The organism is Kitasatospora sp. CMC57, from assembly GCF_045866025.2.
Classification (GTDB): Bacteria; Actinomycetota; Actinomycetes; order Streptomycetales; family Streptomycetaceae; genus Kitasatospora.
Genome location: NZ_AP035881.2, coordinates 114,968 through 133,404 on the forward strand (window position 1 = coordinate 114,968; position 18,437 = coordinate 133,404).

Sequence of the window (18,437 nt, forward strand, 5' to 3'; positions counted from 1 at the left end):
GATCTTGGCGTGCCTGGTGTGATCACGGCGTCAGCGCCGTCCTGGATAGGCCCGTTCACGAGGCTGAGCCCAGGTGCGTTCGGCAAGCTGATCACGATGTTGCGGCGCGAGGGTGCCGACGCAGTGCACCCGGGACGACCCTGGTCGCTGCCCCTGGAGGACCGCGCGCTCCTTGTCGCGGCCTACTGGCGCACGAACCTGACACTGCGGCAGCTTGCGCCACTGTTCGGGCTCTCGAAGTCGGCAGCAGACCGTGTCGTCGGCCACCTCGGACCCCTGCTCGCACTCAAGCAACGGCAGCGGTTCCGGAAGGACACCGTGCTCATCGTGGACGGCACGCTGGTCCCCACCCGCGATCACAGCATCGCCGAGAAGTCCAAGAACTACCGCTACTCCACCAATCACCAGGTCGTCGTCGACGCCGACACCCGGCTGGTCGTCGCCGTCGGGCGTCCCGTGCCCGGCAACCGAAACGACTGCAAGGCCTGGGCCGAGCCCGGGGCAAAGGCCGCCGTCGGCCGAACCACGACGATCGCCGACGGCGGATACCCAAGCACCGGCCTGGTGCGGGGCGGGCCTGCTTGTCCGGGCGGGTCAGCGAGTGGCGCCGGCGTCGGGTGATCCCGGCGATGCCGCGTTCACGCATCAGCCGCTCGACCCGCTTGTGGTTCACCCCGTGGCCCAGCCGCCGCAGCTCGGCATGCACGCGTGGCACACCATAGGCGCCCCTGGAGGCGAGGTGGACCACCGTGATCTCATGGGCGAGCGCGTCATCGGCCCGAAGGCGCGCGCGTCGCGCCTCCTGCCCGTCGACCCAGGCATAGAAGGAGGAGCGGGGCACGCCGAGGATGCGGCACAACAACGTGACCGGGTAGGTGGCCTTCTCCGCCGCGTGAACCGGTAGACCTCGATCACCGGTCGCTCTTTTTTCAGGACCTCAATCGTCTTCTGCTGTTCGAGGTTCTGCCGGCGCAGGCGACGCAGCTCCTCGTGCTCGGCGCTGGTCAGCTCGCCCGGATTGCCTTCACCGCGGTCAGCCTTGTCCTGCTTGACCCAGCTCCGCAGGCCCTCGGGACTCACCCCCAGGTCCCGGGCCACCTCGGTGACCGTCTTGCTGGAGGACCGGGCCAACGCCACGGCGTCCCGCTTGAACTCCTCTGAGTACCGCTTGCCCTGCTCGTTGCTCACCTGGCTCTACTTCCTCTGGAACCTCACGTCCCAGTCTCCAGGTGTCCAAGTCCAGGGGGAAGCTTCAGCTTTCCCGGCTTCGCGGGGCAGGCGATCAGAGGCTGGCTGGTACGCCCGCGCGGCGCCGAGGGCCCGCTGCCGGCGATCGTCACCTACGTCGGGTACGGCGGCGGGCGGGGACTGCCCCACGACCATCTCCTGTGGGCCAGCGCGGGCTACGCCCACCTGATCATGGACACCCACGGGCAGGGCGGCGGGTGGTCCGTCGGCGACACATCCGACGAGGCGCCCGGCGCGGGTCCGGCCCATCCCGGGTCAATGACCCGCGGCGTCCTCGACCCGGCCTCGTACTACTACCGGAGGCTCTACACCGACGCGGTTCGCGCGGTCGACGCCGTGCGCACGCATCCCGGCATCGACCCGGCCCGCGTCGTGGTGGCCGGTGGCAGCCAGGGCGGCGGCCTCGCCCTGGCCGTCGCGGGCCTGGTACCGGACCTGGCCGGCGTCATCGCGGACGTCCCGTTCCTGCAACACATCCGCCGCGCCACCGAGATCACCGACGAGTTCCCCTACAAGGAGATCGCCGACTTCTGCAAGGTCCACCGCGACAAGGTGGAAACCGTCTTCGGCACCCTGTCGTACTTCGACGGCCTCAACTTCGCCGCCCGCGCCACCGCCCCGGCGCTGTACTCGGTCGCGCTGATGGACGAGGTGTGCCCGCCAGAGACCGTCTTCGCCTCCTACAACCACTACCTCGGCCCGAAGGAGATCAGCGCCTACACCTACAACGGGCACGAGGGCGGCGGCGGGCACCACATCCCCGCAACGCTCGCCTTCGCGGCGTCCGTGACGTAGCGGACGCAGGCACCGACCCGGCCGGCCCCTGCCAGCGCCGGACCGGTTCCCGCGGCTCGGCGACGAACCGTCACATCGGCAACGCCCCACGGGCAGCCGCCTTCGCGGCTTTCTGCTTGCTCTGGAACGGGCAGGCAAGCTGTTTCTGGATCGCGGGGGCCAGCAGGTCCTCCTGGCCCTTCAGCGCGTCCGCGAGCTTCCGGTCCAGCGGAAAGACCATCTCGGCCGCGACGTTGTCCTGCACGATCCGCGCCAGGTTGTCCAGGGCCACCGCCACCGGGTCGGCCGGGAACTGAGCCATCATCAGGTCGATCAGGTGGCTGTCCACCTTGGCCGCGTTCAGGTACTGCCTGAGGATGATGCTGTTCTGGTTGAGTGCGGAGGTCGTCCAGATCGACATGACGACGATGTAGAGGTCCGCCCAGTCCTTCTCCCCGACCCTCGCCCGCCACCGCGTCATGATGTCCTTGACACCTTCGATCTGGACCCTCGCCGCCCAGTCCATGGTGGTACCGATGTCCTCGTACAGGCTGCCCGAGAAGTCCTCGAACGACTTCATGTCGAACGAACCCGCCGCCGTGCTCCGGTCGATGAACCGGAGCGCCGCATCGAGGATCCTCCTGCACGACGCCTCCAGATCGGGGGCGAGATCCGCGGACCCGACCGCGCGGCGAGCAGCCGAGAGCGTGTCCCCGAACGCCTTGAGCGGCGTGATCCACTCGGTCGACCGCGGTCCCTCGAACGCGACCGTCCGCAGGTCGTGCGCATCCAGGTGATCGGCGTTGGGCAGATTCGGGACCCAGCTGTCCAGACAGGGAGCCAGGATCGAAAAGATCCCCAACGGCGCATGCGCGACCGACTTCGCCAGCTCGAATACTTCCGAAACCGGGTGCTCAGAGATCCGCGCCCCGTCGTGCACGAGCGTGAAGAGACCGCCCGCGTAGTCGTTGTAGACCACGATGACCGGCGACAGGTGCGCCGCCACCCCGACCCGCAGCGCGTCGTAGTGCTTCTGCGTGTCCGTGTCGACCTGGATGAGCGCCGCACGCGCCTGCTGCCCGTTCACGGGGGAATCGCGCCGGCCTACCCGGTCGGCCGACGGTCGGCCGGTGCCGAGAAGCTTCACGGCACCGGCCGCGGCGGCGGAGCCGAGGAAGGCCCTTCGTGTGGTCATGTGCTGCCCCATGCCTGCAGATCAACGATGCACCGTCGGCCGCCCGTTCAAGTCGGCGGATCGCGCGGACCGCCCAGAGGGACCCGCACGTCCTGCTCCGGACGCTCGTGAGGGACAACGATCACCGACTCGTGCCGACACGCCTCGGCTTACGTGCGGTCGAGTTCGGCCGGTTTCGGGGAGGGGGAGAAGTGATCGCCGAAAGTGCGCGGGCCGGCCCTCAGGCTTGGGCCCGCGGAAACGTCCGTTGTAAGGAACACCAGAGGCCGGACTACTGCGGGCCGACAGAGGTGAGACCACGGGCACCGGGTACCGGGCGCGGCCATGGCCCGCCTATCGGGATGATCCACAACCGACCGTGCCCGGGGCTTTCGCTGCCATGCCTCGCGGACGCGGGGCTAAGCTTGACTCTGTCGGGGATCTTGGAGTTTCCCGGTGTGCCCGCCTGGCCAGCGGGCATGCTCGTGGCTGATCGAAGACCGATGCAGTTGTCGAGGTGTCAGTTGTCGCTCCGCCCCCGTTCCGGTGAGCAAGTCCCCACTCTGACCGCGAAGGTCGCGCGGGCGGGCAACCCGGGTGGTACGACCGCGATGTGGGTACGGGACCGGTTGGACGGGCTGTGGTGCGACGAGGACTTCGCGGGCTGGTATCCGCGCGATGGCCGACCCGGTCTTTCACCGGCCCAGTTGGCCACCGTGTGCGTGCTGCAGTTCCTGCTCGGCCTGTCGGACCGTCAGGCGGCGGAAGCGGTCCGCTGCCGCATCGACTTCAAATACGCCCTGGCCATGGAGCTGGACGATCCCGGTTTCCACCACAGCGTGCTCACCGACTTCCGAGAGCGCCTCACGCACGACGACCGCGCCGACCGCCTCCTCGACCTGGCGCTCGCGCGCTTGAAAGAAGCCGGACTCGTAAGCGAGCGCACCACGCAGCGCACCGACTCCACCCATATCCTGGCCGCGGTGCGCGACCTGACCCGCCTGGAACTGATCACCGAGGCGGTCCGTGCCGCGCTGGAGGAAGTCGCCCGCACCGCTTCGCACTTGTTGACCGGCTTGGTCGACGAGGACTGGGGGCGCCGCTACGGCCGTCCGGTGCGTCTGGGTAAGAACCCCACCCGGCCCAAGACCCGGATCCTCGCCGCAGGCGACGACGCCGATCGGCTTCTGGGACACCTCTACCGGCACGGTCCCGGCTACCGGCCCGGGCCAGCGGCCGAGGCACTGCGGCGGATCATCGTGCAGAACTACTACCGCGACGGGGCAGGCCGCCTGCGCTGGCGAACCACTGATGACGGCGGGCTGCCGCCCTCCTCGGCCGCGATCGTCTCTCCCTACGACATCACGGCGCGCTACGTCCGTCACGGGCACATCATCCGCTGGAAAGGGTTCGCCGCCCACCTCACCGAGACGTGCGCCGCCGGCAGTGTCAACGTGATCACGGACGTGGCAACCACCTCGGCCGCTACCAACGACGGCCAGGCCCTGCCCGGCATCCACACCCGTCTGGCGCGCCGTGGGCTGCTGCCCGCCGAGCACCTGGTCGACGGCGGGTACACCTCCCTGGTCCACCTGGAACGAGCTGCCCGCGAACACCAGGTCACCGTCAGCGGGCCGCTGCCGGGCAACCCCACCAGCCAGCACCACCGCAACGAGGGCTTCGACCGGGACGACTTCCACATCGACTTCGACCGCCGACAAGTCACCTGCCCCCGCGGCCAGGTCAGCCAGGGCTGGCACGGCGGTCCCCTACCCGACCTCCTCACCCACCGCCGCACCGCTGATCGTGGCGCGGTTCACCGGTCGACATGTCCTGGTCGTAGATGGGTGCGAGCGTAGCCGTGACCCTCTTGCGGGTTCCTCATTCGGCGCTCCTGGCAGGCTCGGCGGCGACCTGGTCGTCGTCCACCTCTAGCAAGTCGCCGATGACGGCGATACATCGCGGCGCCCTCGAATGCGGTCCGCGGTTTCGGGCGCGGGTGGGCAAGACCGGAGAGCGGCCCGGCATGGGTTGGCCGCTGGCGTTCGTCGCGGACGACGAGATCGGCGAAGCCCTGGAGCCAAGTCCTGTTCGGCGTCTGGGCTACCTCGCCGAGGGGGCCCCTACGGCGTTCGGCCCGCATCCGTCGAGTGCGTCGAGTACGCGGTCGGTGCTGAAGGGGACGGGCAGGGCCTGGTCGCGGAGGTCGGCGGGGATCTGCGAGTGGCTGGGGTTGACGCGGACGAGGCGGGCGCCGGGGAGGTGCCGGGTGAGGTGTTCGCCGGGTGTCCGGATGACGCCGGGGGTGTTGAATCCGGCTCCGAACTCCAGGATCAGCAGCCGGGTGCCGTTGTCGGCGCTGTTCAGCCACTCCTGGAGGCGGTTGCCGGCCGGGAGGTAGGGCTCGTCGACGAACTGCGGCCCGATCCGCACGTTGATCTCCACGTCCTCGCCGCAGTTGGGGCAGCGTGGCAGGGCGGCGGGGTCGGTGATCGCACCGGTGGCGGGGTCGTACGCGGCGAGCAGCCGCTCCACCAGCGGGTGGCTGTCCCAGGTGGTGCGCAGGCAGGGGCTGGTGCACTGGTAGCGGCCGTAGTCGCCCTGCGGGGTGAAGATCCGCTGCGGGTCGAAGCCGTTGCGGGCGAACAGGGTGTCGACGTTGGACGTCATCACCCAGTGCTCCTTGTCCGAGACCAGTGCCCGCAGCCGCTGGTAGAGGGGGTTCGGGCCGGGGGTGTAGCGGATGTCGTCGATGTGGACGGCCCAGTAGCCCCACCACAGGGCGGGCGGAAGGTGTACGCCGACGATGTAGCGGGAGCGCAGTCCCATCCGGTGCAGGGCCGGGAAGAGCTCCTTCAGTCGCTCTTGGTTGCCGTAGTCGTACCCGGCGGCGGCGCTCAGTCCGGATCCCGCGGTGACCAGGACCCGGTCCGCCTCGTCCAGCCAGGTGCGGACGGTGCGGGCGGCGACCGCCAGGTCGGAGCCTGGCACGTGGTGGGTGTTCATCGCGACAGGTTTCCTTCGAGCGGGTCGGGTGCGGGTCTGGTCAGGGCGTGCAGGTAGGTGGCGTGGTCGTGGTCCGCGTACACGTTGAAGATCACGCGGTCGAGGACGCCTGGGTGCTGGTCGAGCCAGTCGGCTGCGGTGTCCAGTGCGATCCGGGCGGCCGGTGCTTTGGGGAAGCCGAAGACGCCGGTGCTGATGGAGCAGAACGCCACGGTGCGGATGCCGCCCGTCTCGGCGGCGAGGTCGAGGCAGGCGCGGTAGGAGGAGGCCAGTGACTGTTCGTGGTCCGGGCCGGAGGTGCCGTCGACGATGGGGCCGACGGTGTGCAGGACGTACGGGGCGGGCAGCCGGCCACCTCGGGTGATCTTGGCGGTACCGGTGGGTTCCGGGTGGCCCTGGAGTTCCATGACGGTGTGGCAGTCGTCGCGTAGTCCGGGCCCGGCGGCGTTGTGGATGGCGTTGTCGATGCACGGGTGCATGGGGACGAAGCAGCCGAGCATCGCGCTGTTGGCGGCGTTGACGATCGCGTCCGCGGCGAGTGTGGTGATGTCGCCCTGCCAGAGCGTGGTGCGGTCGGCCGCCCGGTAGGCGGTGGTGGGCAGTTGGTCGGCGAGCGTCGGCAGTCGCGCGGGGTCGGTGACCGTCCGGGCCAGGCGTTCGCCGCCGAGCAGGGCGTCGAGAATCCTGGCGGCTCCGGCGGGCAGCGGGCCGGGGGCGCGCACGGTCAGTACGGTGCGCAGCAGCAGCCGGGCGCGGGTGTCGTCGGCCTGTTCGAGGTCTTTCGCGGTCAGCCCGAGCCGCAGGGCGGCCGGGTCGCCGGCCAGCAGCCGGAGCGCGGCGCGGGTCAGGGCGGGCAGGTCCTCGGCGGGCGCGGGTGGTGCGAGCGGCCGGGGCGGGGTGTCCAGGGCGATCGCGGTCCGGTAGGCGTCCAGGCGCAGGGCGTTCGGGGTCATGGCGGGTGTCAGCCGATCCGGACGGAGAGCATGGAGATCGCGCCGCCGCCGTCGTACCCGTCGACGGGGAAGGTGACCGGCTCCTGGATGCCTTCGTCGTGGCGGCACTGGGCGATGACGTACAGGAACGGCAGGTAGTGCTCGGGGGTCGGCACGGACAACAGGGCGTCCTGACCGCACTGCTCGTAGTCGACGAGCTCGTCGACGCGGCCGGCGGGGACGGCTTCGCGGATCCGCTGGTTGAAGCGGACGCCCCAGTCGAAGAGCTCGTCGCGGGTCAGGCCCCAGGCGTAGGTGTGCAGGTTGTGCACCACGTTGCCGGAGCCGAGGATCAGCACGCCCTCCTCGCGCAGCGGGCGCAGGCGTCTTGCCAGTTCGTAGTGTTCGCGCGGGGTGAGGTTCTCGTCCACGGAGAGCTGGAGGACCGGGATGTCGGCCCCCGGGTACATGTGGACCAGCACGGACCAGGTGCCGTGGTCCAGGCCCCACCGCTGGTCGGCGGCCACCGGTTGCGGGCCGAGCAGTTCGGTCACCCGGCGGCACAGCTCGGCGGAGCCCGGCGCGGGGTACTGCACCTGGTGCAGGGCGGGCGGGAAGCCGCCGAAGTCGTGGATGGTGCGGGGCTGCTCGGCCGCGGTGACGCGGACGCCCGGCACGTACCAGTGGGCGGAGACGGACAGGATCGCGCGCGGACGGGGCATGGATCGGGCGAGCTCCGCCCAGCCCGAAGTCCACTGGTTGGACTCCAGGGCGTTCATGGGGCTGCCGTGGCCGACGAAGACGGCGGGCATGGTGCCGGGCTCGGTGGTCACCGGTACTCCTCAACAGTCGGATCGCGGAGGGAAGAAGTCGGATCGCGGACGTCGGCCGCAGGATGCCTCGGAGGCGGCGGGCGCAAGGGGGCACGGGCGCCGGGGAACTTCGGGTGCCAGGCGGCGAGCGGCCGGACCGCGGGCGCGGTCCGGCCGCTCGCCGTCGGTTGTCCTCAGAGCTCTTCGAGGGTGCCGGTGTGCAGTTCGCCGACCCGGCCGTCGGGAGTCTCGTAGGTCCAGAAGGCGTGGACCGTGTTGCTGTTCATGTTCATGGCATGGGTGATGCTCATGCCGGACTTCTCCGTCCAGCCGACCAGGAACACCCCGGTGGCGACCTCGGCGGCGTGCAGGTCGACGTCTTCGACCGTGCCTGTGCCGGGGCCGGCGACGGTCTCGTAGCGCAGTTCGGTGCCGTCGGGTGCGTAGGTGTTGTGGAACACCGTGCCGTTGTCCACGGTGAACCGGAACTTCTTCCCGGCGTAGGTCAGAGTGCTCACGACGTCCTCCAGCCGCTCAGAACAGGCCGTTGGAGTGCGGCAGCTCGGCCGGGACCGGCGCGATGACGTCCCAGTGCTCGACGATCTTGCCGTTGGCGACCCGGAACAGGTCCCAGTACGCCACCGGCACCCCGAACTCGCCCTCGGACTGCAGCAGCACCAGGTCGCCTTCCGCGACGACCTTGTGCACCGTCTTGTAGACCAGGTTCTTGCCCTGCTCGCCCCACTTCGCGGCGGCGGCGCCGAAGCCGTCCAGGCCGTCGGCGGCCTCCGGGTTGTGCTGAAGGTAGGTCTCGGTCGAGATGAAGTCGGTCAGCACCGAGTAGTCGGCACCCTTGAGCACCCGCTCTGCGAACTCCAGGACCAGCGCCCGGTTCGCCTCGGTTCGCTCCAGGTCACGCGGCGCTCCCTGCCCGTCGGTCTGCGAGCGGCCCGAAGCGGTGTTCGCCACGACGGGGGTGAGGGCGTCCCAGTGCTCGGCCAGCTTGCCGTCGGCATCGACGCGGAACAGGTCGAAGGCCACCAGCGGGTCCGGTCCGAAGCCGTGGTAGGTGCCGTGCAGCGCGACCAGGTCGCCGTCCGCGATCACCCGGGCGCCCTCGTAGCGGAAACCGTCGGGCAGACCGGCCACCAGGTCGCGCAGCGCCTCCGGGCCGTCCGCGGCCAGACTGCTGTGCTGGCGGTAGCCGGCCGCGACCCAGCGGTCCACCGCGGAGGGGTCCTTCTTGCCGAACAGCTCATCGGCGGCCTGCAGAACCAGTTCCTTGTTGCCCATGACAGTCCCTTCCGATGCGGAGGCGGAGCCGTCCCCGCCAGTCGCACCTCCACCTTCGGCCAGGTGCGCCACAGGCGCGAGGTAAGATCCGGAAGCATCATGGTCAAAAGCGAGCATCGGGCCGCAGGCGCACACCTCGCCGAGTACGGCTTCCACAACCCAGACCGCACCTCGCTGGGCATCGAAGTGACCAGCATTGCGCAACTGGCCAGGAAACTCTCCCAGCAGTCACTTCTCGGCGTACACCGCACCGATTTCCATCAGATCATCGTGGTCACCGCGGGTGAAGCGGTCACCATGGTCGATTTCCACGATCACTCCTCGCCACCGGGCACTCTGCTGCACGTGGCCCCCGGCCGGGTACTACGCCTGCCCCGCCCCCTCCACCCAGACGCCCCGGTCCAGGCGACCATCGTGCTGTTCACCCCCGCCTTCCTGCCGCCCCTGGAGGCCGCCCGCACCCTGCTCACCCCCTTCGACCCCGCCGTCCGGAACCTCGCACCACACGAGAACACCCCACTCACCGCCGCCCTGGACGAACTGGCCACCGAATACCGAAGCGCCGTGCGAGACCCAGGCAGCGCGGCCACCGCGGAGCTCCTGCGTCACCTGCTCGCCGCACTCGTGCTCCGCATCGCCAGACTCCCCACCCCGGACGGCAGCCCGCCCGGACCCGCCACCACCGGAGGCGACACGTTCCTGCGCTTCCAGCACGAACTCGAACGCTCCTTCGCCACTACCCGCAGCGCCGCCGCCTACGCCGCCCGGATCGGCTACTCCCTGCCCACCCTCAACCGCGCCTGCCAAGCCGCCACCGGCCGCAACGCCAAAACCCTCATCGACGCGCGCGTCGCCCTGGAAGCCAGTCGCCTCCTGGCCCACACCGACCTGCCCGTCGCCACCATCGGCCGCCGCCTCGGCTTCACCGAACCCACCAACTTCGGCAAGTTCTTCACCCGGGAGACCGGCCTGCCCCCTGGCGTCTTCCGCGCGCGTCAACGCCCCTGACCGTCGACATGGCCCGGTCGGCTGCAGCATCCTCGCGCAGCCTGAATCGTCCACCGCGCTCACGCGGTCGATCATTTCGGCGAACCGCCCCACCCTCGACGTGCAGGTCATGGGCGTGTCAGCGATCTTGTGCAGGCGTCGTTGAAGGCCAGATCCCCTGCTCGATGGGGTGATCCTGGTCGGCGCCGGGCATGGGAAATGGGGCCGCGCGGTAGCTCGGAGAGTGCCGACGCCAACAAGCCGCCCCGGAGGACCTTATGCCGCTTCTGTACGGCATCACCGGGGTGGAGTCCGCTTTGGCCACTCCTAGGTGTGACTGCCTGGCGCACCGGTTCGGGAACGCGTGGTCTGTCCATTGAACGGCTCTGTCCCGTAATCGGCCGATTACGGGACAGAGCCGTTCTTTTTACAGACCCGGACGCCGGATAGGGAACCTCGACGGGCGCGTCAGCGGTGCCGGGCGGTGGCGGTTCCGTTCCAGGTGATCACGGTGGCTCCGCGCGGCGCGCTGATGTGGGCGTGGTCGGGATGGAGTGTGATGGCGGTGCCGGTGGCGCGGGCGTTCAGGAGGGTGCGGTAGTCGGCTTGGTTGAGGCGGCAGGCGCTGGGTGGGGTAGTGCCGGGCCAGTCGGGTGAGTCGATGCCGCGGGCGCAGGCGGCCTGCCACATGCCGGGGACCAGGGCGTGGGTGTGGGCGGGGGTGGCCATCTGTTCGCACATCCACAGCAGCCGGCCCCCGCCCCGCCCAGGGGCGAGGGCAAACCCGGAGCGGTTCAGGGTGCGCCAGCGGATGCGGCTGGCGAGGTCGGCGGCGGTGATGGCGATCCAGGGGTGGACGGTGGCGAGGGAGCCTTGGGCGCCGAGCCAGGCGAGGCAGCGCTGGGCGTCGTCGAGGACGGGTGCCATGGAGTCGGCGGGGATGCCGCGGATGTAGGCGGGCCGGCCGCGGAAGGCTCGGGGCGCGCGGGCGACCAGGAGCAGGACGGCGCGGGCGAGGTCGCCCGCGACCGGCTGCCACTCCTCTTCCTCCCCTTCGTGGTCCTGGTTGTCGGGGTGGGTTCCGCCGGGTCGGCCGAGGATGCGCAGGACGTTGTAGAGCTCGGCTTTGGCGCGGTCGGTGAAGGGGGCTTGTTCGAGGGTGGGCAGGCGGGTGGCGAGGGTGGTGATGAGGGTGTCTTCGGCGGTGTCCGGGTCGATGGGGACCATCAGGTGGGTGGTGGCGTCGGCGAGGGTGGAGGCGAGGTCAGCGTCGACCATGAAACGGCTGGTGAGACGGCCCAGTTCGGTGGCCTCCAGACGGTCCTCACCACCGTCGGCGCCGTCGGGGTCGGGTGTGCGGGTGAGGTAGGCGGTGTCGGTGAGGAAGTCAGCGGCGTCGTGAAGGGGGTCGAAGGGGTGGTGACCCTGGTGAAAGGCGAAGGTGCTCTTCCACCAGGTCTCGGCCTGCGTGAGGGTGGCGATGCGCATCTGGACGGCCTCGGCGAGGAGATGGTCGGGCAGGCGGTCACGGATGCGGGAGGTGACGGTGTATCCGGCGGCCAGGCGGGCCTGCCAGTAGTGGCGGTCGCTGGGAGCGGTGAGTAGGCAGGCGTGGCCCTCACGCTCGCCCGCGCCGATGCGCCCCGCGCGGCCGAACGTCTGCTGGACCATGGACACTTCGATGCGGCTCATGCCGGTCTGGGTGTCGCGGACGATGACGGCACGGGCGGGCAGGTTCACTCCGGCGGCAACCGTGGAGGTGGCGACGAGGATGTCAGCCTGGCGGGTGCGGAAGGCGTGTTCGGCGTCGCGTTTGTGGGGCCGGTCGCGGTAGTGCAGGCGCACCCCGGCCTTGGTGCACAGGCGCTCAACGAGGTCGCTGTCGTCCGGGTCGGCGCCGGCGGTATCGACACCGCGGTCCTGGGCCAGGGCGAGAGCGGTGGTACGCACGGAGCGTTTGCTGCCGCAGACCACCAGGACACTGCCGCCGTCGGCGGTGTGGTGGCGGGCGAGGTCGACGGTGCGGCGGGTGTGGGCGTAGTTGCGCGTGGTCCAGTCGGCGGCGACCGCCTCGAGTGGCATGGCGGGCAGTTGCCAGGTCAGGCGGGTGGGGCGCCAGGGTGAGCGGATGAGGCGGGCACCGAGCCAGGCGGCGACCTGGTCGGCGTTGGTAACGGTGGCGGACAGGCCGACGATCCGCACCCGCGCCGCGTCCTCGCGCACCCGCGCCAGGAGCGGGCCGCGGACCGGGTCGCCGAGCAAGTGGATCTCGTCCACGACCAGGCAATCGACCTCGGCGAGGGCAGTGCGCAGGGAGCCGGCGCGGCAGATCGCCTCGAACTTCTCAGAGGACGTGCTGCTCGTTTGAGGGAAAGTTCATGGATTGTGCCAGGTTATGGTGCTTTCGCCCGTTGCTCGCTTCGCGAGGTTCGAGATCATCGCGAGGCGGATCATGCTCTCGGAGTGCTCGGGTTTGGTCTCGTAGTCGCGGGCGAGTCGGCGGTGCAGCATGATCCAGCCGAAGCTGCGCTCGACGACCCATCTCCGCGGGACGACCGAGAAGCCTTTGACCTGGGCATTTCGTGGGACGACGTCGACGTCGATGCCCAGCTTCGCCCCGTGCTCGATCGCCTGGGTCTTGTAGCCGGTGTCGACCCACGCCTTCGTGATCGTGGGGTGGGTGGTGGCGAGTTGGGTCAGGAGCTGCTTTCCGGCGTCGTTGTCGGAGACGCCGGCGGCGGTGACCGTGACGAGCAGGAGGAAGCCGAGCGTGTCGACGACGATGCTGCGCTTGCGGCCGACGATCTTCTTGCCCGCATCAATGCCCTGGGTCGCAGTCGGCACGCTGGGAGCGGTCTTGACGCTCTGGGCGTCGATCACGCAGGCGGTCGGTTCGGGCTGCCGGCCTTCCTTCTCCCGCACCAGGCGGTGCAGCCGGATACCGAGCTTCTCGATCGTGCCGTCGGCGGTCCAGGCGCTGAAGTGCGAGAACACCGTGGTGTGGGGCGGAAGGTCGTGCGGCAGGTAGCGCCAGGCGATCCCGGTCCGGTTCACATAGAGGATCGCGTTCATGACCTCGCGCAGGTCGGCGACCTTGCCGCCGAGGCCCAGCGAGGTCTTCTGCCTTTCGGCTCGCCAGGCGGTCAGGATCGGCTCCACCAGGGCCCAGCGGGCGTCGGACAGATCACTCGGATAGGCTCTTCAGCGACGCGAACGTCCTCTCAGAACGCGTAACGCACCCGTAGCCACGGGGCACGAGCGTCGATCAGCACGCGCAGCGCCTCGACGGCGGACGCCTTGACGCCGGTGCGGTAGCGCACGTTCCAGCTGCCGTTCTCGGAACGCTTGGGTTGCTGGAGGTCCTCCCGCCACAGGACTTCTTCGGCGCGGGGGTGCCAGCCGAGGTTGACCTCGTGCAGGTCCCGGTTGTGCGTGAGCATGATGACCTCCGCGGCGGCCTGGTCCTTGACCCGGCCCGGGAGCGTGTCATCCATGGCGCGCAGCAGTTCGTCCCAGTCCCGTTCCCATCCCGGGCGGATGACCACCGGGGAGAGGTTGAAGTGCACTTCGTAGCCGGCGTCCAGGAAGTCGGCGGCCGCCGAGAGGCGTTCCGGGACCGGGCTGGTGCGGATGTCGAGGTGCCTGGAGTCGTCGGGCGGCATCACGGAGAAGCGGATGCGGGTGCGGCCCCGGGGGTCGAGTCGCAGCAGGTCGGGGTTGACGAATTTGGTGGCGAAGGAGGCCTTGGCAGTGGGCAGGCGGCGGAAGGCCCGGACCAGGTCGGCGGTGTTGTCGCTGATCAGGTCGTCGACCGAGCAGTCGCCGTTCTCCCCGATGTCGTAGACCCAGGCGCGCTCGTCGCACTGGTTGGGCTCGCGCTTGGGACCGGTGGCCGCGACATGCCGTTCCACGGCGGCGAGGACGCGCTCGGCGTTGGTGAAGACGGTGATCGGGTTGGCGAACCCCTTGCGACGCGGGACATAGCAGTACGCGCAGGCCATGGCGCACCCGTTGGAGAGGGCCGGGGCGATCCAGTCGGCCGACCGCCCGTTGGGGCGGATGCCGAAGGACTTCCGCTCGCCGAGGACCAGGGTGCCGCGTTTGATCCGCACCCAGCGTTCCACGTTGCCCGCGTTGCCGTGCAGGTCGGGGATGCGCCAGTGGGAGTCCGTCTCGACGAGCCGTGCACGGGGGAAGCGGGCGATGATCTGCCGCCCCCGCCAGGAGCGCGCGGCTGCGGGCTCGGCGTAGATCTCGGCCACGTCGAGCAGCCTGCGCGCCTGCTCCCCGTCGCGGAACGACCGCTCGGCCACCTCCCCGGCCGGTGCCGAGGCGGCTACGAGTTCATCCAGGTCGAACAGGCCCTCGGCCCCGTCTCCCGGCCCTCCGGGGCGCTGTCGCATGCCCTCAGTGTACGGAAAGGCGCCGGTCGGACGGGCCCGTGCGCGGGCGCCGCTGCGGACGAGTCGGGCGGCTCGCCCGGCCGGACGCCGACCGGTGCCCTCACCTGCGGTTCCGCCCGTGCGGTCACGCGGGGAGCAGGAAGAGTTCGTCGGTGTAGCACCAGGCCCAGCCCTCGCCGGGTTCGAGCGATCGGGCGACGGGATGGCCGTCGGCGCTGTGAGCGTGGCGGTGGGCGTGCTGTCGGGGGGAGCTGTCGCAGCAGCCGACGTGTCCGCAGCTCAGGCACGCCCGCAGGTGCACCCAGGTGCTGCCCTCCCGCAGGCAGTCCTCACAACCGGCGGCCGGGTGGGCGGGTACTTCCCGGATCGCGTCCAGGTGCCGGCAGACCGGTTGGACGACAAGTCCCCGGTCCACCGCGACGCGCCATTCGTGCTGGTCCTTCACACCGCCCACGGTACCCGGCACCGCTCCGCACCGGCATCGGTTCACCGCAGCCGGTGCGGCCCGCCGGGGGTGGTGGCGTCCCGGCCCCCGGCGCCGAGCAGGCCGGTGGCGCGGAAGGCGTGGTGGGCGGCGATGCGCGGCACTTCGGTGCGGGACAGGCGGGTGACCAGCGGTGGCAGGGCGGCGCGGACGGGCTGGACGGCGCGCAGTCAGCCGGGGACGTAGACGGCCGGAGAGCGCCGTTCGACGGCCCTCACCAGCCGCGCCGCCACGGTGTGCGCCGGGTACACCCTGCGGGCGAGGCGGGGCATGTGCGCGCGCAGCTTCCGCAGGACGGTGTGCTGGTCGGCGTCGTGGACCATGTCGGTGTCGATCCAGTTCAGGTAGGCGATGCCGACCCCGACGTGCCGGTGGGCGAGTTCGGCCTGCAGGGAGTGCGCGAACGCTTCGACGCCGTTGTCCGCTACTGGCGCTCCACCATGGCTTCCCGGCCGGCCGCTCCTGGCCATCCGGCCCGGTGCTTCTGGTTGCCCGGCCCGCTGCTTCTGGTCGTCGTGCTGGCCGTCGCGCTGCTTCCCGGTGGTGGTTCGGTCGGGGGCCCCGCGGCCCGCATCAGGCCGACGGCTTCATCGGGGGGAATCGGAACCCGGCCGGAGCAGCGCAGGCACCCGCCTTGACGGCCCGATGCGATGTTGCCCAACCGCGGGGAGGCCTCGCGGCCGCACACCAGGTGGCGGCACCGCCACGGAGCGCTCGTGCCGGGTAGGGCTCCAGCGGCTCGAACCCCGCCTCCTTCATGATCACGTCCGGATCGCGCGGATCCTTCCGAGGACGGGCCCATGGCCGCCTGACCTCCCAGCGGCAGACCCCCTGATCGGAGGGTGCCAGAGGCCACCGACAACCGGGCCGCGAACGGACCACCATGGCCGTGCGGCGGCCGGTGGCACCGCGACTTCGTGGCACCAGGTCGGTGGACCGGACGGGCGGAGCAGCCCGCCCGGTCCACCGACCTTCTTATCGGTGACCTTCGGCCTTATCGGTGACCTTCGGCGGCGCGTTGGGCCGGCCGAGCGGTCGAACTGGAGGTCGAGCAGTTCGTGGAACAGCCCGTCCCGGTCGGCGGCCAGGTCGTCGTAGCTGCCCTCCTGGACGATGCGCCCGGAGCTCACAACAAGGATGCGGTCGGCCAGCCGGGTGTCGGCGAGATTGTGGGTGACCAGGACCGTGATCCTCCCCTTGGCCATGGCGCGGACGGCGTGCAGGATCCGGTGTTCGGCGGCCGGATCGGACTGTCGTGGCCTACGGGGGGACGCGCTCATCTGTGCAGGTCACAGCAGGCGACAGCACCCCCGCCCGACGGAAGGGATCGATCACCTGACGCAACGTCATTCCGCCAGTAGCATCGCAGTGTCCGAGGAGGCCAGGGCGCGAGACGGCGGTGGAGTTACCCGTGCGACTGTGGATCAGGGTCCACGAGGATGATTGGTCCGGGTTCCACCAGCCGATGGGCACGGAGTTCGCCCGGGAGCTGACCCGGCGGGACGGCGGCTGGCTGGCCCTGGACGCGGAGGCCGAGCGGAACGTCCTCGAACTCTCGGTACCCGACGCCACGCCCGTCCGTGAGCTGATCGACGCCGCCACCGCCGAGGCCCGCCGCCGGGGGCTCGCCGAGCCGCTCGATCCGGCCCACCCGCCACTCCGCGTCTGGCTGGACGACCCGGCGACCAACACCCGTCTCCCCGATCACCGGCGGCTGGACGAACTCGGCGTGGACGACGGCGACCTGCTGTTCCTGTGCATCGAACAGCCCGCCCGTGCCATGTACAGCATGGGCGCGGCCCGTAACCCGGCGGCGCTGCTGGAGACCCTGCAGCTGGCGATGAACCTTCCGGACGTCGAGGGCGAGCCCCGGCTGTGGGGCGTCCTGCTCTACACCGACGCCGACCCGGAGCTGGCCACCTACGTCCGTACCCACTTCCACGACCTGCACGCACTGTCCGGGCCGGCCACCCGGGTGTTCGTCATCGAGCGGTACCCGCCCTGGAGCGAGGCGCGGCGGTACTGGAGACGCCGGTTGGAGCCCGGGCTCTTCCGCCGCCTCGGGGCCATGCAGTGGCTGCGCTGGCAACCGTACGACCCGGCCGGCGCCTACCAGCTGGCCGCCCGGTTGGGGGTGGACCCGGCGCTGCTGCCCTGCCTGGTGCTCCTCCCCACCGCCGGGCCGGGCGAGCGGTCCGACCGGCGGATCATCTTCCCGGTGGAGGAGGCGACGCCGCGGTACTTCCGGAACCTCTTCGGCGGGATCGCCGAGGCGCTCGGGCCGAGTTCACCGGACCCGCGGTCCCCCGGGCCGCTGGACACCTACGCGGAGCACCGGCGACGCCTCCCCGCGGCCACCCGGGCGACCACCGTTCCCCGGGCCTTGCACGCCGTGACCACCCCGGGACCGGATGCGGCGCCGGACGCGTTCGCCCGCGTGCTCGCTGCCGAAGCCGCCATCCGGGCGCGGCTACGGCCCGCCGGCCCGGCCGCCGACGCGCGGCCCCTCCCGCGGCACCTGCACCTCACCGACTGCCGTGTCGTCCTCACCTCAGGAGCCTCCGTGACCGAGAACTTCTACTTCCAGGGCACCAACACCACCTTCATCAACCGCCCGACGGACACCGTGGTCCGGGACTTCCAGCACACGTACGCCACCGTTTCCGGCGCCCCGGAACTCGGCCGGCTGCTCGCCCTGCTGCTCTCCAGCCGCGACCTGTCCGACGCCGACCGGGAGACTGCGGCGCAGCTCGTCCACGAGATCGCCCGCGACCCGGCCGTCGCCGAGCCGGCCGGACCCACCCGGGTGGAGCGCCTCCGGGCGATCCTCGCCTCCGCGGCCGACATCGCCCAGCCCGCCCTCGCCATCCTCGCCGCCGCAGCCACCGCCTTCGGCGGCTGATTTCCCGGGGGTCGAGGCCCTGCTCGGAGGAGGGGACAGGATCCCGTCATGGGCAGCCGACCGAGCCGGGCAACCGGGATTCCCTCGCCTCGCCGTCATCGCGATGTCGGGAATCGGGGCGCTTGCCCCCGGACCGGCGACACAAACCCCGCACCACCACCCGACAACCGGCGCCACGCGGCACCTGGCCCGCCCCACCAACCCGACAACCCGACAACCCGCCCAGAACACCCCACCGGCCCCGAGCGGCCTCACCACACCCCCCCGCACACATCCCAACAGGTCCAACCACACGCGACCCCGGTCCGGGATTCACGCCACTTGCCAGGCGAACGAGGGCCAGCGCCACTGACCCACCGCAGGCCGCCGCCTCGATCGGACCGGCGCCGCCCACCAAGCCGATCAGGCGAGCTGACGGCGAA

General features: G+C 70.7%; 14 protein-coding genes and 4 pseudogenes. 5 read left to right on the plus strand and 13 right to left on the minus strand.

Annotated features, from left to right (window positions below):
- Positions 1-9 precede the first annotated feature (9 nt).
- Positions 10-567: pseudogene (locus ACKUU6_RS00460) on the plus strand (transposase family protein); the annotation flags it as partial.
- Positions 568-664: 97 nt separating this feature from the next.
- On the opposite strand, the pseudogene ACKUU6_RS00465 reads toward ACKUU6_RS00460, so the two are convergent.
- Positions 665-841, minus strand: a pseudogene (locus tag ACKUU6_RS00465) (IS3 family transposase); the annotation flags it as partial.
- A 131-nt stretch (positions 842-972) separates the two neighbouring features.
- Positions 973-1,188: pseudogene (locus ACKUU6_RS00470) on the minus strand (transposase); the annotation flags it as partial.
- A 15-nt stretch (positions 1,189-1,203) separates the two neighbouring features.
- Here ACKUU6_RS00470 and ACKUU6_RS00475 point away from each other — a divergent pair.
- Positions 1,204-2,043 (plus strand): acetylxylan esterase, encoded by an 840-nt coding sequence (locus ACKUU6_RS00475; RefSeq protein ID WP_407992012.1) that lies wholly within the window; start codon positions 1,204-1,206, stop codon positions 2,041-2,043.
- Positions 2,044-2,113: 70 nt separating this feature from the next.
- Here ACKUU6_RS00475 and ACKUU6_RS00480 read toward each other — a convergent pair whose 3' ends face one another.
- Positions 2,114-3,217 carry a hypothetical protein gene (locus ACKUU6_RS00480; RefSeq protein WP_407986328.1) on the minus strand — a complete coding sequence of 368 codons (1,104 nt, stop codon included), beginning with the start codon at positions 3,215-3,217 and terminating at the stop codon, positions 2,114-2,116.
- A gap of 590 nt (positions 3,218-3,807) precedes the next feature.
- Here ACKUU6_RS00480 and ACKUU6_RS00485 point away from each other — a divergent pair.
- Positions 3,808-5,055 carry a transposase gene (locus tag ACKUU6_RS00485; protein ID WP_407986329.1) on the plus strand — a complete coding sequence of 416 codons (1,248 nt, stop codon included), beginning with the start codon at positions 3,808-3,810 and terminating at the stop codon, positions 5,053-5,055.
- A gap of 244 nt (positions 5,056-5,299) precedes the next feature.
- Here ACKUU6_RS00485 and ACKUU6_RS00490 read toward each other — a convergent pair whose 3' ends face one another.
- From ACKUU6_RS00490 to ACKUU6_RS00510, 5 genes are all read right to left on the minus strand, one after another.
- Positions 5,300-6,202: an NAD-dependent protein deacetylase of SIR2 family gene (locus tag ACKUU6_RS00490; protein WP_407986330.1), complete on the minus strand. Its 903-nt coding sequence runs from the start codon at positions 6,200-6,202 to the stop codon at positions 5,300-5,302.
- On the minus strand, positions 6,199-7,155 hold the full coding sequence (locus ACKUU6_RS00495; RefSeq protein WP_407986331.1) for a macro domain-containing protein: 957 nt from the start codon (positions 7,153-7,155) through the stop codon (positions 6,199-6,201). The genes ACKUU6_RS00490 and ACKUU6_RS00495 overlap by 4 nt, the downstream gene beginning before the upstream one ends.
- An 8-nt stretch (positions 7,156-7,163) precedes the next feature.
- The gene (ygiD, locus tag ACKUU6_RS00500; protein WP_407986332.1) at positions 7,164-7,967 is read right to left on the minus strand and encodes a 4,5-DOPA dioxygenase extradiol; all 804 of its coding nucleotides are present in this window, start codon (positions 7,965-7,967) and stop codon (positions 7,164-7,166) included.
- Positions 7,968-8,140: 173 nt separating this feature from the next.
- On the minus strand, positions 8,141-8,464 hold the full coding sequence (locus ACKUU6_RS00505; RefSeq protein ID WP_407986333.1) for a phenolic acid decarboxylase: 324 nt from the start codon (positions 8,462-8,464) through the stop codon (positions 8,141-8,143).
- Positions 8,465-8,480: 16 nt separating this feature from the next.
- Complete coding sequence (locus tag ACKUU6_RS00510) at positions 8,481-9,239, minus strand: nuclear transport factor 2 family protein (RefSeq protein WP_407986334.1); 759 nt, start codon at positions 9,237-9,239, stop codon at positions 8,481-8,483.
- A 99-nt stretch (positions 9,240-9,338) separates the two neighbouring features.
- On the opposite strand from ACKUU6_RS00510, the gene ACKUU6_RS00515 reads away from it, so the two are divergent.
- A complete protein-coding gene (locus tag ACKUU6_RS00515; RefSeq protein ID WP_407986335.1) occupies positions 9,339-10,247 on the plus strand; it encodes an AraC family transcriptional regulator in 909 nt (302 codons plus the stop codon).
- 447 nt (positions 10,248-10,694) lie between these two features.
- Here ACKUU6_RS00515 and ACKUU6_RS00520 read toward each other — a convergent pair whose 3' ends face one another.
- From ACKUU6_RS00520 to ACKUU6_RS00540, 5 genes and pseudogenes are all read right to left on the minus strand, one after another.
- Positions 10,695-12,503: a helicase-related protein gene (locus ACKUU6_RS00520; RefSeq protein WP_407986336.1), complete on the minus strand. Its 1,809-nt coding sequence runs from the start codon at positions 12,501-12,503 to the stop codon at positions 10,695-10,697.
- A 99-nt stretch (positions 12,504-12,602) separates the two neighbouring features.
- Complete coding sequence (locus ACKUU6_RS00525; protein ID WP_407992013.1) at positions 12,603-13,409, minus strand: IS5 family transposase; 807 nt, start codon at positions 13,407-13,409, stop codon at positions 12,603-12,605.
- 38 nt (positions 13,410-13,447) lie between these two features.
- Entirely contained in the window at positions 13,448-14,629 is a 1,182-nt protein-coding gene (locus ACKUU6_RS00530) for a spore photoproduct lyase family protein (protein ID WP_407986337.1), read from the minus strand.
- 124 nt (positions 14,630-14,753) lie between these two features.
- Positions 14,754-15,005, minus strand: coding sequence for a UBP-type zinc finger domain-containing protein (locus ACKUU6_RS00535; RefSeq protein WP_407992014.1), 252 nt, complete (start codon positions 15,003-15,005; stop codon positions 14,754-14,756).
- Positions 15,006-15,115: 110 nt separating this feature from the next.
- Positions 15,116-15,529: pseudogene (locus ACKUU6_RS00540) on the minus strand (short-chain dehydrogenase); the annotation flags it as partial.
- Between the two features lie 1,049 nt (positions 15,530-16,578).
- Between ACKUU6_RS00540 and ACKUU6_RS00545 the strand changes: the two are divergent.
- Positions 16,579-18,015, plus strand: a complete 1,437-nt coding sequence (locus ACKUU6_RS00545; RefSeq protein WP_407986338.1) for an EsaB/YukD family protein — start codon at positions 16,579-16,581, stop codon at positions 18,013-18,015.
- The last annotated feature ends 422 nt before the right edge of the window (positions 18,016-18,437 follow it).